At 65.0% G+C, this 14225-nt stretch carries 12 protein-coding genes; 11 read left to right on the top strand and 1 reads right to left on the bottom strand.

The genetic code is table 11. The features are described from left to right. Window positions 1-24 precede the first annotated feature (24 nt). Window positions 25-1101 (bottom strand): AraC family transcriptional regulator, encoded by a 1077-nt coding sequence (locus ACMUOY_RS05040; RefSeq protein WP_413891605.1) that lies wholly within the window; start codon window positions 1099-1101, stop codon window positions 25-27. A gap of 163 nt (window positions 1102-1264) precedes the next feature. Here ACMUOY_RS05040 and ACMUOY_RS05035 point away from each other — a divergent pair, with 163 nt between their 5' ends. The 11 genes from ACMUOY_RS05035 (at window position 1265) to ACMUOY_RS04985 (ending at window position 14011) form a co-directional block, all read left to right on the top strand. Continuing rightward, a complete protein-coding gene (locus tag ACMUOY_RS05035; protein ID WP_413891604.1) occupies window positions 1265-3769 on the top strand; it encodes an arylsulfatase in 2505 nt (834 codons plus the stop codon). Between the two features lie 105 nt (window positions 3770-3874). Next, the gene (locus ACMUOY_RS05030; protein WP_413891603.1) at window positions 3875-4153 is read left to right on the top strand and encodes a hypothetical protein; all 279 of its coding nucleotides are present in this window, start codon (window positions 3875-3877) and stop codon (window positions 4151-4153) included. A gap of 61 nt (window positions 4154-4214) precedes the next feature. Further along, the gene (locus tag ACMUOY_RS05025; RefSeq protein WP_413891602.1) at window positions 4215-5114 is read left to right on the top strand and encodes a DUF2092 domain-containing protein; all 900 of its coding nucleotides are present in this window, start codon (window positions 4215-4217) and stop codon (window positions 5112-5114) included. Window positions 5115-5125: 11 nt separating this feature from the next. After that, window positions 5126-5929, top strand: a complete 804-nt coding sequence (locus ACMUOY_RS05020; RefSeq protein ID WP_413891601.1) for a hypothetical protein — start codon at window positions 5126-5128, stop codon at window positions 5927-5929. A gap of 43 nt (window positions 5930-5972) precedes the next feature. Beyond that, on the top strand, window positions 5973-6542 hold the full coding sequence (locus tag ACMUOY_RS05015) for a flagellar motor protein MotB (protein WP_413891600.1): 570 nt from the start codon (window positions 5973-5975) through the stop codon (window positions 6540-6542). A gap of 50 nt (window positions 6543-6592) precedes the next feature. Further along, complete coding sequence (locus tag ACMUOY_RS05010; RefSeq protein ID WP_413891599.1) at window positions 6593-7171, top strand: YSC84-related protein; 579 nt, start codon at window positions 6593-6595, stop codon at window positions 7169-7171. A gap of 193 nt (window positions 7172-7364) precedes the next feature. Then, complete coding sequence (locus tag ACMUOY_RS05005) at window positions 7365-8321, top strand: peptidyl-prolyl cis-trans isomerase (protein ID WP_413891598.1); 957 nt, start codon at window positions 7365-7367, stop codon at window positions 8319-8321. Window positions 8322-8396: 75 nt separating this feature from the next. After that, window positions 8397-10301: an ATP-binding protein gene (locus tag ACMUOY_RS05000; RefSeq protein ID WP_413891597.1), complete on the top strand. Its 1905-nt coding sequence runs from the start codon at window positions 8397-8399 to the stop codon at window positions 10299-10301. Then, window positions 10298-10927: a response regulator transcription factor gene (locus ACMUOY_RS04995; RefSeq protein WP_413891596.1), complete on the top strand. Its 630-nt coding sequence runs from the start codon at window positions 10298-10300 to the stop codon at window positions 10925-10927. The genes ACMUOY_RS05000 and ACMUOY_RS04995 overlap by 4 nt, the downstream gene beginning before the upstream one ends. Window positions 10928-11182: 255 nt before the next feature. Beyond that, window positions 11183-12868 carry an arylsulfatase gene (locus ACMUOY_RS04990; protein ID WP_413891595.1) on the top strand — a complete coding sequence of 562 codons (1686 nt, stop codon included), beginning with the start codon at window positions 11183-11185 and terminating at the stop codon, window positions 12866-12868. Between the two features lie 108 nt (window positions 12869-12976). Beyond that, the gene (locus ACMUOY_RS04985; protein ID WP_413891594.1) at window positions 12977-14011 is read left to right on the top strand and encodes an HAD family hydrolase; all 1035 of its coding nucleotides are present in this window, start codon (window positions 12977-12979) and stop codon (window positions 14009-14011) included. The last annotated feature ends 214 nt before the right edge of the window (window positions 14012-14225 follow it).

Here is a 14225-nt window from a genome sequence, read left to right as displayed (position 1 = left end):
CCGGCCGGTGAGGCGCGACGCCCGTCACGCCAGGTGGCCCGGCGAGTGGGTACTCACTGAAGTGGCCGTACTGGCCGTCTTGCGCCAGGCGGCGGGCGGCTGGCCCTCCCACCGGGCGAACGCGCGCACGAAGGCGCTGGCACTGGTGTAGCCCAGCAGGCCGGCGATAGCGGCGATGTCGCTGGTGGTGTCGCGCAACATTTCCCGCGCCAGGTCGTGCCGGGCCTGGTTTTGCAGGGCGCGGAAGCTGGTGCCCGCGTCCTGCAGCCGCCGGTTCAGGGTCCGGGGTTGCAGCCCGAGCTGCAGCGCCAGCGCGTCCAGGGTGCAGCGGTCCTTGACGAGCAGGCGCTGGACGGTCGCGTAGACCTTGCCTTCGAACCCGCGTTCCAGCCGGTTCGCCATCGCGTCCACGTAACCCTGAAAGTGGCGCCGCAGCTGGCCGTCTGCGCCGGGCACGGCGGTGGAGAGCCACTGGGTGCGAAAGACGAGTGCGGTGCGTTCCGCATTGAAAACGACCGGCGCCTGGAAGAGCTGGCGGTAGGGCGTCACATCTTCCGGCGGCGCATGCCGGAAATGGACTTCCATGGGTTTCCAGGCCGGCCCGCACAGGCTGAGCATGATGTTGCGGGAGATCGCCATCGCCGCATCGCTCACGGGAATCGAGCCCTCGGCATCGGCGTGAAAGATGTCGTAGCGCAGCATGGCCACATGGGCCCGCAGCTCCAGCGTCGGGGCCGCGCCGCGGTCGTGCACGTCCATGTGGCTGATGAGCGTGTCGAGGGCGGTGCGAACATCCGGGGTGTTCTGGATCAGATAGCCCAGCGCCCCCAGGGTTGATACGCCCCCCCCGCGCCCGACCAGCAAGCCCAGATGCGGGCAGCCACTGGCCCGCACGCAGGCCGCCAGCAAGGCGCAGAGTGTCCGGTAGGCAATCGATTCGTCCGGATCCTCGAAAACCCGCCAGGAAAGCCCCTGCGCGGCGACGATCGGCTGCAGATCAACGCCCAGTTCCCGCATCACTCCGGGCAAGGTCGCCAGCGGGGCGGCACGGATGGTGCCCTGCTGAGGCAAACGAAGGAGCGATTCCAAGGGAGTGTTCATGGTCGAAGATGGGAGGCCTGCACAAGATATGTCGGAAAGTATCAATTTCGCGGCGTACTCTGTCAAATCAGGGTCATTATTCAATGCTAAATTGCGGCGCTTGGTGCAGTCTTTCGACCTCATCAAAGGCCCTGTTTCGGACGTCAACCGGAGGAAAGCATTCATGAACAAGCATCTACGCACACTGGCCTGCTGGCTGGTCGGCGCTGCGGCGGGTCTGGGCAGTGGCCTGGCGCTGGCGCAGCAGCAAACGACGGGCGTGCGCGGCAGCCCCAGCGCCACGTCGACTGTCAGCAACAAGCAGTTGCCCGCGCCCGACCCGAGGTTCGGCGGCGTCATCAAGGAAGGGGCCCTGCAGTCCACGCCCTGGTGGGCGCCGCGTGTGGTGCCGCCGAAAGACGCGCCCAACGTGCTGCTGATCATCACCGACGACGCCGGCTTCGGCGTGCCCAGCACCTTCGGCGGCGTGATCCCGACGCCCACCATGGACCGCCTTGCCAGCGAAGGCCTGCGCTACAACCGCATGTTCTCCACCGCGCTGTGCTCGCCCACGCGTGCCGCGTTGATCACCGGGCGCAACCACCATTCGGCCGGCTTCGGGGTGATCTCCGAACAGTCCACGGGCTATCCCGGCTACAACAGCATCATCGGCAAGGACAAGGCCACCATCGGCCGCATGTTGCTGGACAACGGCTATGCCACCTCGTGGTTCGGCAAGAACCACAACACGCCGGCCTTTGCGGCCAGCCAGGTCGGCCCCTTCGACCAGTGGCCCACCGGCATGGGCTTCGAGTATTTCTACGGTTTCGTCGGCGGCGACGCCAACCAGTGGCAGCCCAACCTGTTCCGCAACACCACGCAGATCTTTCCGTTCCAGGGCAAGCCGGGCTGGAACATGATCACCGGCATGGCGGATGACGCGATCGACTACATGACGCGCATGCACCAGACCGACCCGTCCAAGCCGATCTTCATCAAGTACGCGCCGGGCGCCACCCACGCGCCGCACCATCCCACCAAGGAATGGGTGGACAAGATCAGCGCAATGAAGCTGTTCGACGGCGGCTACGAGAAGCTGCGCGAGCAGATCTTCGCGAACCAGAAGAAGCTGGGCGTGATCCCCAAGGACACCCAGCTCGGCCCCTGGCCCAGCCAGATGCTCAAGCCCTGGGACCAGCTCAGCGCCGACGAGAAGAAACTGTTCATCAAGCAAGTCGAGGTGTTCGCCGCCTATGCCGCCTACAGTGACTATGAGATCGGGCGCGTGATCCAGCAGTTCGAAAAGCTGGGCAAGCTCGACAACACCCTCATCATCTACATCAACGGCGACAACGGCACCAGCGCCGAAGGTGGCCCCAATGGCACGCCGAACGAAGTGGCCTTCTTCAACGGCGTGCAGGTGCCGGTGGACGTGCAGATGAAGTTCTACGACGTGTGGGGTACGGAGATGACCTACAACCACATGTCGGCCGGCTGGTCCTGGGCTTTCGACACGCCTTTCTCGTGGTTCAAGCAGAACGCCTCGGCGTTGGGTGGCGTGAACCAGAACATGGTGGTGTCCTGGCCGGCGCGCATCAAGGACAAGGGCGCGCTGCGCGAGCAGTTCGTGCATGTCATCGACGTCGTGCCAACCATCCTGGAGGCGGCCGGCATCAAGGCGCCGCTGGCGGTGGATGGCATCAAGCAGGCGCCGATCGAAGGCACAAGCTTTGCCTACACCTTCGACGCGAAGAACGCCAAGGCGCCGCAGCGCCACAAGACCCAGTACTTCGAGATGATGGGCCAGTGGGCGCTGTACGACGATGGCTGGTTCCTCAGCACCAAGGTCAACCGCGCGCCGTGGGATGCCTTCGGCCCGGCGAATCCGGACCCGCTGAACAATCAGACGCTTGAGCTGTTCAACCTGAACAAGGACTTCAGCCAGACGCAGGACCTCGCGGCGAAGTACCCGCAGAAGGTCAAGGAGATGAAGGCGAAGTTCATCGCCGAGGCGAAGAAGTACCAGGTGTTCCCGATGGATGCGTCGGTGGCGGCGCGCATCGTGGCGCCGCGCCCGAACATCACCGCCGGGCGTACCGAGTTTGTCTATACCCACCCGATGGTCGGCCTGCCGCAGGGCGACTCGCCCTTCATCCTGAATGCCTCGTACACCATCAGCGCCGACATCGAAGTGCCGGCGGGTGGGGCAGAGGGCATGATCCTGACCTCCGGCGGACGCTTTGGCGGCTATGGCTTCTACCTGCTCAAAGGCAAGCCGGTGTTCCTGTGGAACCTGGTCGATCTGGAGCGCCTGAAGTGGGAGGGCACGGAGGCTCTGGCGCCAGGACGCCATACCGTCGAATTCGACTTCAAGTACGACGGCATGGGAGCCGGCACACTGGCCTTCAACGACTTCAGCGGCATCGGGCGCCCAGGCACAGGCACGCTGAAGGTCGATGGCAAGGTGGTGGCCTCCAAGCAGATGCCAAAGACGCTGCCGATGATCCTGCAGTGGGACGAGAGCTTCGACGTGGGCTCCGACTCGCTGACCGGCGTGAACGATGCCGACTACAAGCCGCCGTTTGCGCTGACGGCCAAGCTCAACAAGCTGACCATCAAGGTGGACCGGCCGCAGTTGTCGCCGGCCGAGATCGCCAAGCTTCGCGCGGCCATGGTCAAGAAGGACTAGAGGTCAGCCCAAGGCAGCGCCTGCGATGGTGCTGCCTCGTTTGGCTCCTCACCGAGCACCTGACGCACCGATTCAACATTGCTTTCGTTTTCAAAGGAGCTTTCCATGATTCGCAAGACCATTCTTCTCGTCGCATCGCTCGGCTTTGCCGGCGCAGCGCTGGCCGACTTCCCGCTGATGAACGCGGTTGCCGACAAGGTGATCCAGAAGTACCAGAGCTCCACCTGTGAGCAGCTCTGGGCGCAGAAGCAGCAGCCCAAATCCGCTGAAGAACAGCGCGTGATCAGTCTGCTCAAGAGCGACCCGCAGTTGCGCACCGCCTTCATGAACAAGGTGGCAGGCCCCATTTCGAACAAGATGTTCGATTGCGGCATGATCCCCTGACCCCATTCCCACCCGAAGCGGGGCCGCATGGCCCGTCTTCTTTTGCCCGGAGTTCCTGCCCATGACTCTCAAACCCTTGCAACGCACGGTCGCAGCGCTTGCCAGCCTGCTGCTGGCCAGCAGCGTGCTGGCCCAAACCGCCCCCGCCTCCAAGCCCGCCCCGCCGGCCAAGGCCGCACCGGCCAAAAAGGCGCGCGTTCCCTTGCTGATCGAGCAGCGTGCGATCGACCTGATCAAGGCCACCAGCGCCAAACTGGCGGGGGCCGGATCGATGGGCTTCACCGCGATCGTCGACATCGAGTACCCCAGCAAGCTGGGTCCGCCGCTGGCCTATCCGGTGCGCTACGACGTGGCGATGCAGCGACCGGACAAACTGCGTGTGCTGCAGTCCGGGGCCGGTGCGCCCAACGAGTTCTATTACGACGGCAAGACCATGATGGCCTTCCTGCCGGAGGCCAACCTGGTCGCCATCGCCGACGCACCGCCGACCCTGGAAGCGGCGCTCCAGCAGGCGCACGACAAGGCGGCGATCTACTATCCCTTCACCGACCTGCTCCTGCCCGACCCCTACAAGGCGTTTACCAACAAGGTGCTGCATGCCTTCTACATCGGCCCGTCCGGCGCGGTGGGCGGCGTGGCCACCGAGGCCGTGGCCTGGGCCACCAATGACGTGTTCATCCAGATGTGGGTTGGCACAGATGACAAGCTGCCGCGGCGCATTCGCGCGATGTTTGCCAACGACCCGCTCAAGCTGCGCCACGACATGCAACTGAGCAACTGGCAACTGAACCCGAGCCATGCCCCTGAGACCTTTGCCTCGGCCAAGGCCAAGGGCGCGCAGCCCATGGGCTTTGCCAAGCCTGTGGCCGCGCCCGCGCCTGCCAAAAAGCCTGCGGCCAGGAAGGCCGCACCCAAAGCTGCGGCTGCGCCGGCCAACGCTGCGCAGACCAAGACCCCCTGAGGAGAGCTGTGATGAAACACACCCGTTCCCCCATCCGCAAACCCGCCGCGTCAAGGGCATTGGCAGTTGTTGCCGTTGCAGTGGCGACCCTTGTGCCCGCGACCCAGGCCCTGGCCTGGGCCAGCGCCAACCGTGCGGGCGGCTTTACCTCGCACAGCTTTGGAGAGACCTCGCACACCAACGCTTTTGGTGGCAGCAGCACGCACGTCGCCGGCGAAGGCACCGAGCACACCAACACCTACGGCGGCAGCACGGCGCACAGCGAGTACGGCGGCACCGAGCACACCAACGTGTATGGCGGCAGCACGGCTGGCGCCTATGGTGCAGGTGCCGAGCACACCACCTACTACGGCGCCACGGCCTACCACCCGCCAGGCTATGGGGCCTATCCCGTGTACCACCCGCCAGCCTACGTGCCGGCCTACAGCACGGGCTGCTACGGTTGCGCGGCCGCGGCTGGTGCCGTGGTGGGTGTGGCCGCGGGAGCGGCCATCGCGTCGGCCAACACGGCTGCCGCCAGCAACAACGCCTATGCGGCCGGTGTGGCCGCCGGCAGCGCCAGCACGGGCGCCGCCTATTCGTCAGGCTATGCCGCCGGCTCGGTGGCGGCCAGCGCGCCACCCCCTGGCGCGACCGTCACCACGGTGACCACCACGACGACCAGCTATGCGATGGGCGTCAGCTACGCGGCGCTGCCCGCTGGATCGATGGCGGTGACCAAGAACGGCACGACCTATTACCTCAGCGGCAACACCTGGTTCCAGCCGATGTTCGGCGCCAACGGGGTGCATTACCTGGTGGTCCAGGCGCCTTGACGCTGGCATCCGATTCAACGCTATTTTTTCAGAAGGGAAGATCATGAAAATCCGAGTTGCAACCATTTTGTGCGCGGCCCTGCTTGCCGCAGGCTGCGTGTCGCAGCAGACCTACAACACCGAAGTGGCCAAGGCCAACACGCTGAGCACCTCGAACCAGCAACTGGACGCGCTCAACCAGAAGCTCGCGGGTGAACTGGGCGCTGACCAGGCCCAGATCACGCAGTTGCAGAACCAGCTCAAGGTGACGATGGTCAACGAAGTGCTGTTCGCTGAAGGCGGCTGGACGCTGAGCCCCAAGGGTGAAGCCGCCCTGGCCAAGATCGCGCCCACGCTGAGCAAGCTGCAAGGCCAGCAGATCGTGGTCGAGGGCTTCACCGACAACGTGCCGATCGGGCCCGCCCTGAAGGCGCGCTTCCCGTCCAACTGGGAGTTGTCGTCCGCGCGTGCCACGGACGTGCTGCGCTTCCTGGTGTCCAAGGGCGTGCCGGCCAACACCATTTCAGCGCAGGGCTTTGGCGATTCACGCCCGGTGGCCAGCAACGACACGGCCGAGGGCCGAGCGAAGAACCGCCGCGTCGAAATCGTGATCATGGCCGCCAGCCGGCCCTGAACGGCGTCTGGCTCCCCTGACGATCGCCGACCCTAACAAGGAGAACCCAAATGCCCAATGTCTTGCGAAATCTGTATGCCTTGTTTGCCTGTGCGCTGATGGCACTGTCATTCGGCGCCCACGCCCAGGATGAGTCGGCCATCATGCAGGGTCGCCAGCAGGTGCGCGAGGCGGCCCAGGATACCTTGTCCACGCTGTACGAATACCAGCCCTCAGCGCGCTACGCCGTGGAGCATGCGGCCGGCTACGCGGTGTTCAGCACCTTTGGCATCAAGCTGCTGTTTGCGGGCGGCCAGCAGGGCAAAGGCATGGTCGTCAACAACCGCACCCACCGCCAGACCTTCATGAAGATGGTCGGCGTGCAGGCGGGCCTGGGCTTCGGCGTGGCGAAGACGCGGCTGGTCTTTATTTTCGAGACGGTCAGCGCGATGCAGAGCTTCATCAACCAGGGCTGGGAGTTTGGCGCGTCGGGCTCGCTGGCGGCTGCCGCCGATGGGCAGGGCGGCATGTTCACCGGAGCGGCCGCCGCGGCACCGGGCGTCTTCGTCTACCAGATCACCGATACCGGCCTGGCCGCCCAGATCACGGCCACAGGCCAGAAGTTCTATAAGGATGATGCGCTGAACTGAGCGCGGCCGAGGCTGGTCGGCGCCACGGTGCGCCGTGGGGCGCCCGAGACCGAGAGCCCGGACTTGAACTTTCCCCAGGCGGGTGGCTCAAAAGGGCCGCCCGCCTCTTTCATGCCTGACCGCAATCCGCGAACCTGAACCCCGCCGGGTTCATGTTCCAATTGCCATTTTGTCCTTTCAAGGAATCTCTCCCATGAGCTCGATCCGTTTCACCCTCGCGCTTGCTGGCGCCGCCGCCGTGCTGTCCCTGGCCGCCTGCAACGCCGCCAAGGACGAAAAGGCCGCCCCGCCGGCTGCCGCCGCACCTGCCGGCGAAACCGTGGCCACCGTCAATGGCACGCCCATCAGCAAGAGCCGCATCGACATGCTGGTCAAGCAGGGCGGCGCGCAGGGCCAGCCCGACAGCCCGGACACCCGAAAGGCCATCCTCGACCAGCTCACCATGCAGATGGTGATCGCCGAGGAAGCCGTCAAGAAGGGCCTGGACAAGACGCCCGATGTGACGGAAAAGCTCGAGGTGATCAAGCAGTCCATCCTGGCCAACGCCTACGTGCAGGACTACATCAAGAACAATCCGGTCACCGAAGAGGCGATGAAGGCCGAGTACGAGCGCATCAAGGCCACCATCACCGGCACCGATTACAAGGTGCGCCACATCCTGGTCGAGAAGGAGTCCGAGGCCAAGGACATCATCGCCAAACTGAAGAAGGATGCGGGCGCCTTCGCCAAGCTGGCCGCCGAGAAATCCAAGGACACCGGCTCCAAGGTGCGCGGCGGTGATCTGGGATGGGTGGACCTGAGCCGCCTGGTGCCCGAGTTCGGCGCAGCCGTCACCAAGCTGGAAAAAGGCGCGATCACCCTGGAGCCGGTGAAGACCCAGTTCGGTTACCACGTCATCCAGCTCGAAGACGCCAAGCCGGTCGAGGCGCCGCCCTTCGAGGAAGTCAAGCCGAGCCTTTCCCAGCAACTTCAGCAGCAGAACCTGAAGAAGCAGCTCGACGACCTGAAGGCCAAGGCGAAGATCGAGGTGGCCGGCGCACCGGCGGCCGCGGCCTCCGCACCGGCAGTGGCTGCGCCCACACCCGCTGCGGCTCCTTCGGCATCGGCGCCTGCGCGACCCGCTTCCGCAGCGGCTTCAACCGCCAAATAAGGCGGATTTCAAGCATTTTTGGCCATTTCCCAGCGTGGAATGGTCATTTTGTGCTATGAATAGGTGAGTAAACTGATGCTCTTCGCGCGGATGTTGCGATCGGCGGCGGGGCGCATCCTGTGCCTGTGCTGTCTCGCCCACGCGTTTGCTCTGGCTCCTTTGGCCGCGATGGCCGACCATAGGGCGGCCAACGTACTCGTGATCTATTCCAACGGGCGCTTGCTGCCCGCCAACGTCGAAGGCGACCGAGGCCTGCGCGAGGCGCTTTCAGGGGGGGCCGGACCCGCGGTCAACGTGTTCGACGAGTTTCTCGACATTCCCCGGTTCAGTGGGCCGGCCTACTTGAGTGCCGTGACCACCTATCTGCAACAGAAGTACGGGTCTCATCCGCCCGACGTCATTGTTGCCGGGGGCGCGGAGGCACTGGCTTTCGCTCTGGAGCATCGCGCGGCGTTATTTCCCGATGCGCCGATTGTCCACATGAGTGTTCCCAAGGCGAATCTGGGCACGCTGGCGAAATTGCCCCCCGACGTGGTCGGCACGCCGATCGAGTTCGACTTTGACCGGACCATCGAGCAGGCGCGGCGCTGGCATCCGCAGGCACGCCGCCTGGTGCTGGTCACGGGAGCCGCCGCGCAGGACCGCGCATGGGAGGCCCGCTTGCGGGACGCCTCGCCGCGCCTTGGAAAAGACTGGGAGACGGTCGAATTTCTGGCCGGTCTGCCCACCTCGGCAGTGCTCAGGCATCTGGAAAAGTTGCCCGGTGAATCGGTCGTTTTCACGCCTGGCTATTGGCAGGACGGAGAGGGTCGGCGTTTCACGCCGCGCGAGTCGACGCAGGCCCTGGTGGCGGCCTCTTCAGCCCCGGTCTATGTGCCATTCAACACCTTCGTGGGCATTGGCGTCGTGGGGGGCTACATGCTTGACTTCGAGGGCATCGGCCGACAAGCCGGCAGGACGGTGAATGAGGTGCTGCACGGCGCGGCATCCGCATCCGCAGCTGCAACTGCAACCATGCCCAACGTCTTGAACGTGGACTGGCGCCAGGTGCGGCGCTGGGGCATCGACGAGCGGGCCATCCCCGACACTGCAGTGGTGCATTTCAGAGAGCCCGGTCTGTGGGAAGCGCACCGCCTTGAGGTGCTCCTCGCGGTGTGCGTGGTGTTGCTGCAGACCGGGCTGATCGCCGGGCTCATCGTCGAGCGCCGCCGGCGCAAGCTGGCCGTTCAGGCCGAGCAAAAGCAGCGGTTCGAACTCGTGCACGCGTCCCGCGTCGCGGTGGTGGGCGAACTGACCGGCGCGATTGCCCACGAGATCAACCAGCCCCTGGGCGCGATCCTGAGCAACGCCGAGGCCGCCGAGATGATCCTGGCGTCGGGCGCGCGGCGGCCCGACGAGCTTCGCCAGATCCTGGCCGACATCCGCCGCGACGACCTGCGCGCCAGCGAGGTCATCCGCCGCCTGCGCGCCCTGCTGGCCAAGCACCAGGTCGAGCACCAGCGCTTCAACCTGAACGAGGCCGTGGGTGATGTGACGTCGATCCTGCGCGCCGAAGCCCGGAGACGCGGTGCAACGCTTGAAATCCTGCTGCCCAATCCGGCGGTGACCATGGTCGGCGACCGCATCCAGATCCAGCAGGTGCTCATCAATTTGGTGCTCAACGCGCTGGAGGCGGTGGCCGAGTTGCCCGAACCGCGGCGCAGGGTCAGCGTGGAGGTCGAAAAGACAGCCGGCCGGGTCACCTTGTTGGTGCGGGATCGCGGGACTGGCATTGCGCCCGATCAGATGCCCCGATTGTTTGATTCCTTTTTCAGCACCAAATCCACGGGCATGGGCCTTGGCCTGTCGATCGTGCGCACCCTGGTGGAGGCACACGGTGGACGTGTCACGGCCGAAAACGGGGTTGACGGGGGCGCCGTTTTCCGCGTCGAATTGCCGGCAGCCGGGGCCAACGGAAAAAAGAAACGTGAGCAGACATGATGGACAGACGCGCACCACCGCTGATCCACGTCATCGATGACGACGAGCCGCTTCGCACCGCTTTGCTGCGCCTGCTGGCCGCGGCCGGCTTTGAGGCGCAGGCCCATGCGTCGGCGGGTGATTTCTTGCTGTACCCCGTGCCCGACCGGCCCGGTTGCCTGCTGCTCGACGTGCGCATGCCGGGCCCGTCCGGGCTTGATCTGCAGGCAGCCCTGCCGGAACATGGCGTTGGTTTGCCCATCATCTTCATGACCGGCCATGCCGATGTGCCCACCAGCGTGCGTGCCATGAAGGCCGGCGCAGTGGACTTCCTGGAGAAACCAGTACAGCGCCAGAACCTGTTGGATGCGATCGGGCGGGCGCTTGTGCACGATGAGCGGCTGCGCCGGGAGCGGGACGATAGGGACCGGTTGCGCGAGCGCTTCGCGCTGCTGAGCCCTCGTGAACAGGAAGTGCTGGAGCAGGTCGTGGCAGGCAAGCTCAACAAGCAGATCGCCGCAGCCCTCCAGGTTTCAGAGCGCACCATCAAGACGCTGCGCGCCCAGTGCATGGACAAGCTGGGCGCCACCTCGGCCGCCGAACTGGGAATCCTTGCCGAGCGGATGCGCCGCGGGTCCGAAGGCTGAGTGACGCTCCCCGAGTCACTGCCTTTGATGATGTAGCGCAAGATTGACCTTTGGGGAAGTTGCGGCTGCCCCTTTTCTGGATGTCGACACGCGGCTTTCCGCCTGATGATCTAAAGTATTGGAGCCCTTCCCGGCCGCAATCCGGTCGGTGGGGTGGGCGTGAGTCGCCGGCTGGCGTCTTCGAGCGACAAGTCGCACGGGGCCAGGCCAAGGCCGGCGGGATCGGATGAATCGTTGCAACTCAGGAGGAATGAAATGAAGCTGATGCGAATGCTGGGCACGTCGCTCGCCTTGGCCGGGCTGGGTCTGGGCGTGGCGTCGACCGCGCTGGCCCAGGTGCCCGCCAAGAAACCCAATATCCTGTTCATCGTCTCCGACGACACTGGGTATGGCGACCTCGGTCCCTACGGCGGCGGCGAGGGGCGCGGCATGCCGACGCCGAGCATCGACAAGATGGCGGCCGATGGGTTGACCTTCTTTTCGTTCTATGCACAGCCCAGCTGCACGCCTGGGCGTGCGGCCATGCAGACCGGGCGCATCCCCAACCGCAGCGGAATGACCACTGTGGCCTTCCAGGGGCAGGGCGGCGGCCTGCCGGCGGCGGAGTGGACGCTGGCCTCGGTGCTCAAGCAGGGCGGCTACCAGACCTATTTCACCGGCAAATGGCACCTGGGCGAGGCCGACTATGCGTTGCCCAACGCGCAGGGCTATGACGAGATGAAGTACGTCGGCCTGTACCACCTCAACGCCTACACCTATGGCGATCCGACCTGGTTCCCGGATATGGACCCGGAGCTGCGCGCTTTCTTCAACCAGGTGACCAAGGGATCGATGTCCGGCAAAGCGGGCCAGAAACCGAAGGAAGATTTCAAGATCAACGGCCAGTACGTCAACGAGCCCGGCAAGCCCGTCACCCTGCATGGCGTCAGCTACCCCGACGGCGTGGTCGGCATTCCGTTCTTCGACGGGTACGTTGAAAAGGCGGCACTCGAATTTCTGGACCAGGCGGCCAAGACGCCGGGCAAGCCGTTCTTCATCAATGTCAACTTCATGAAGGTGCACCAGCCCAATCTTCCGGCGCCGGAGTTCAAGCTCAAATCCCTGTCCAAGACCAACTACGCCGATTCCGTGGTGGAACTGGACACTCGCATCGGGCGCATCATGGACAAGTTGCGCGCACTGGGCCTGGACAAGGACACACTGGTGGTCTACACCACTGACAACGGCGCCTGGCAGGACGTGTATCCGGACGCAGGCTACACGCCCTTCCGCGGCACCAAGGGCACCGTGCGCGAAGGTGGTAACCGCGTGCCTGCCATCGCGATCTGGCCTGGCAAGATCAAGGCCGGTTCGAAGAACCATGACATCGTCGGGGGGCTCGACCTGATGGCCACCTTCGCCAGCCTGGGCGGTGTGAAGCTGCCGGAGAAGGATCGCGAAGGTCAGCCGATCATCTTTGACAGCCACGACATGAGCCCCGTGCTTTTTGGCACCGGCAAGTCGACGCGCAAGAGCTGGTTCTACTTCACCGAGAACGAGTTGTCGCCCGGTGCGGTGCGCTTCGGCAAGTTCAAGGCGGTGTTCAACCTGCGTGGCGACAACGGCGCGGTGACGGGTGGCTTGGCCGTCGACACCAACCTGGGCTGGAAAGGCCAGGAAAAATACGTCGCCACCGTGCCGCAGATCTTCGACCTGTGGCAGGACCCGCAGGAGCGCTACGACATCTTCATGAACAACTACACCGAGCGCACCTGGACCATGGTGCCCATCGGCCAGGAGCTGTCCGAGCTGATGAAGACCTACGTCAAGTACCCGCCGCGCAAGCTGCAGAGCATGGGCTACGACGGGCCGATCGAAATCTCCAAGTACCAGAAGTTCCAGTACGTCCGCGAGATGCTGGCGAAAGACGGCATCGTCATCCCGCTGCCGACGGGCAACTGACCGGCGGTTCGCGTCGACTCACCGGATCGGGCCGCCTTCTTGTCGGGGCGGCCCGATCTTCGTTGAGTCCCGCGGGGCTGCAACCCTCACATCTTTGGAGCCATTGAAATGAACCGTTCCCCTACCGCAATTCTGCAGATCAGCCGCCGGGCAGCACTGGCCCTGACGGTGGCCCTGCTGGGCGCCTGCGCCCAGATGGCGCCGGCACCGGACCCGTTGCCGTCCTGGAACGAGGGCCCTGCCAAGGACGCCATCGTGCAGTTCGTGCGCAAGACCACCGACAGCGCCAGCCCGCAGTTCGTGCCGCCCGCGCAGCGCGTGGCCACCTTCGACCAGGACGGCACGCTGTGGGTCGAGCAGCCGATGTACGCCCAGGTGGCCTTCGCGCTGGACCGGGTGAAAGACGTGGTCAAGGCGCAGCCCGCGCTGGCCAATGAGGAGCCCTTCAAGGCCGTGGTCACGGGCGACCGCGCCGCCATGGCCCGGTTCACCGAGGGTGACCTGTTGAAGATCGTCGGCGCGTCGCAGGCCGGGCTCAGCATCGAGGCCTTCCGCGAGGTGGTCAAGGCCTGGGCGGCAACGGCGAAGCACCCGAAATTCCAGCGGCCCTACACCGAACTGGTGTACGCCCCCATGGTCGAGGCCATGAAATACCTGCGCGCCAATGGCTACCGCACCTACATCGTCACCGGCGGCGGGCAGGAATTCGTGCGCGCCTTTGCCGACGCGGTCTATGGCGTGCCGCCGGAGCAGGTCATCGGCAGCATGCTGAAGGTGGACTACTCGGTGCGCAACGGCGTGCCGACGCTGACCAACGCCCCCGCCGTCTTCTTCATCAACGACAAGGCGGGCAAGCCGGTCGGCATCAACATGGTCATTGGCCAACGGCCCCAGGCGGCCTTCGGCAACTCCGACGGCGACCAGCAGATGCTCGAATGGACCACGGCCGGCGCCGGGGCGCGCCTGGGCATGCTGGTGCTGCATGACGACGCCCAGCGCGAATTCGCCTATGGGCCGGCGGCCGGACTCCCGGAGAGCAAGGTCGGCACGTTCACGCAGTCCTTGTACGACGAGGCCAAGGCCAAGGGCTGGACGGTCATCAGCATCAAGAAGGACTGGAAGCGGGTCTTTGCGTACGAATAGCGATGGTGTCGGCGGTAGCGAGCGGGCGCTGGGGACGGCGGTGCGATCAATCCATTGACTTAGCACAAGTTTGCCCCTTGGGGAAAGTCAGATTGCCCCTTCGCCCTAGCGCCCCGGACCGTTCGCGGCGGAAAATTACTTGAGCCAGGCGCTGGCCTCTGGCGGGTCATGAAAGCCTGGACTTGGAGGGCAACCTTGTTGGCCCGCGTGCTGG

This window comes from Candidatus Skiveiella danica, from assembly GCF_022705245.1.
Lineage (GTDB): Bacteria > Pseudomonadota > Gammaproteobacteria > Burkholderiales > Burkholderiaceae_C > Skiveiella > Skiveiella danica.
This window is presented reverse-complemented; position numbering and strand designations above follow the sequence as displayed.

Bases quoted from the DNA above. Each gene is read 5' to 3' on its own strand.
- ACMUOY_RS05020 (WP_413891601.1), top strand. From the start codon at position 5,126: ATGAAACACACCCGTTCCCCCATCCGCAAACCCGCCGCGTCAAGGGCA.
- ACMUOY_RS05035 (WP_413891604.1), top strand. From the start codon at position 1,265: ATGAACAAGCATCTACGCACACTGGCCTGCTGGCTGGTCGGCGCTGCG.
- ACMUOY_RS05010 (WP_413891599.1), top strand. From the start codon at position 6,593: ATGCCCAATGTCTTGCGAAATCTGTATGCCTTGTTTGCCTGTGCGCTG.
- ACMUOY_RS04995 (WP_413891596.1), top strand. From the start codon at position 10,298: ATGATGGACAGACGCGCACCACCGCTGATCCACGTCATCGATGACGAC.
- ACMUOY_RS05030 (WP_413891603.1), top strand. From the start codon at position 3,875: ATGATTCGCAAGACCATTCTTCTCGTCGCATCGCTCGGCTTTGCCGGC.
- ACMUOY_RS05005 (WP_413891598.1), top strand. From the start codon at position 7,365: ATGAGCTCGATCCGTTTCACCCTCGCGCTTGCTGGCGCCGCCGCCGTG.
- ACMUOY_RS05025 (WP_413891602.1), top strand. From the start codon at position 4,215: ATGACTCTCAAACCCTTGCAACGCACGGTCGCAGCGCTTGCCAGCCTG.
- ACMUOY_RS05040 (WP_413891605.1), bottom strand. From the start codon at position 1,101: ATGAACACTCCCTTGGAATCGCTCCTTCGTTTGCCTCAGCAGGGCACC.
- ACMUOY_RS04990 (WP_413891595.1), top strand. From the start codon at position 11,183: ATGAAGCTGATGCGAATGCTGGGCACGTCGCTCGCCTTGGCCGGGCTG.
- ACMUOY_RS04985 (WP_413891594.1), top strand. From the start codon at position 12,977: ATGAACCGTTCCCCTACCGCAATTCTGCAGATCAGCCGCCGGGCAGCA.
- ACMUOY_RS05015 (WP_413891600.1), top strand. From the start codon at position 5,973: ATGAAAATCCGAGTTGCAACCATTTTGTGCGCGGCCCTGCTTGCCGCA.
- ACMUOY_RS05000 (WP_413891597.1), top strand. From the start codon at position 8,397: ATGCTCTTCGCGCGGATGTTGCGATCGGCGGCGGGGCGCATCCTGTGC.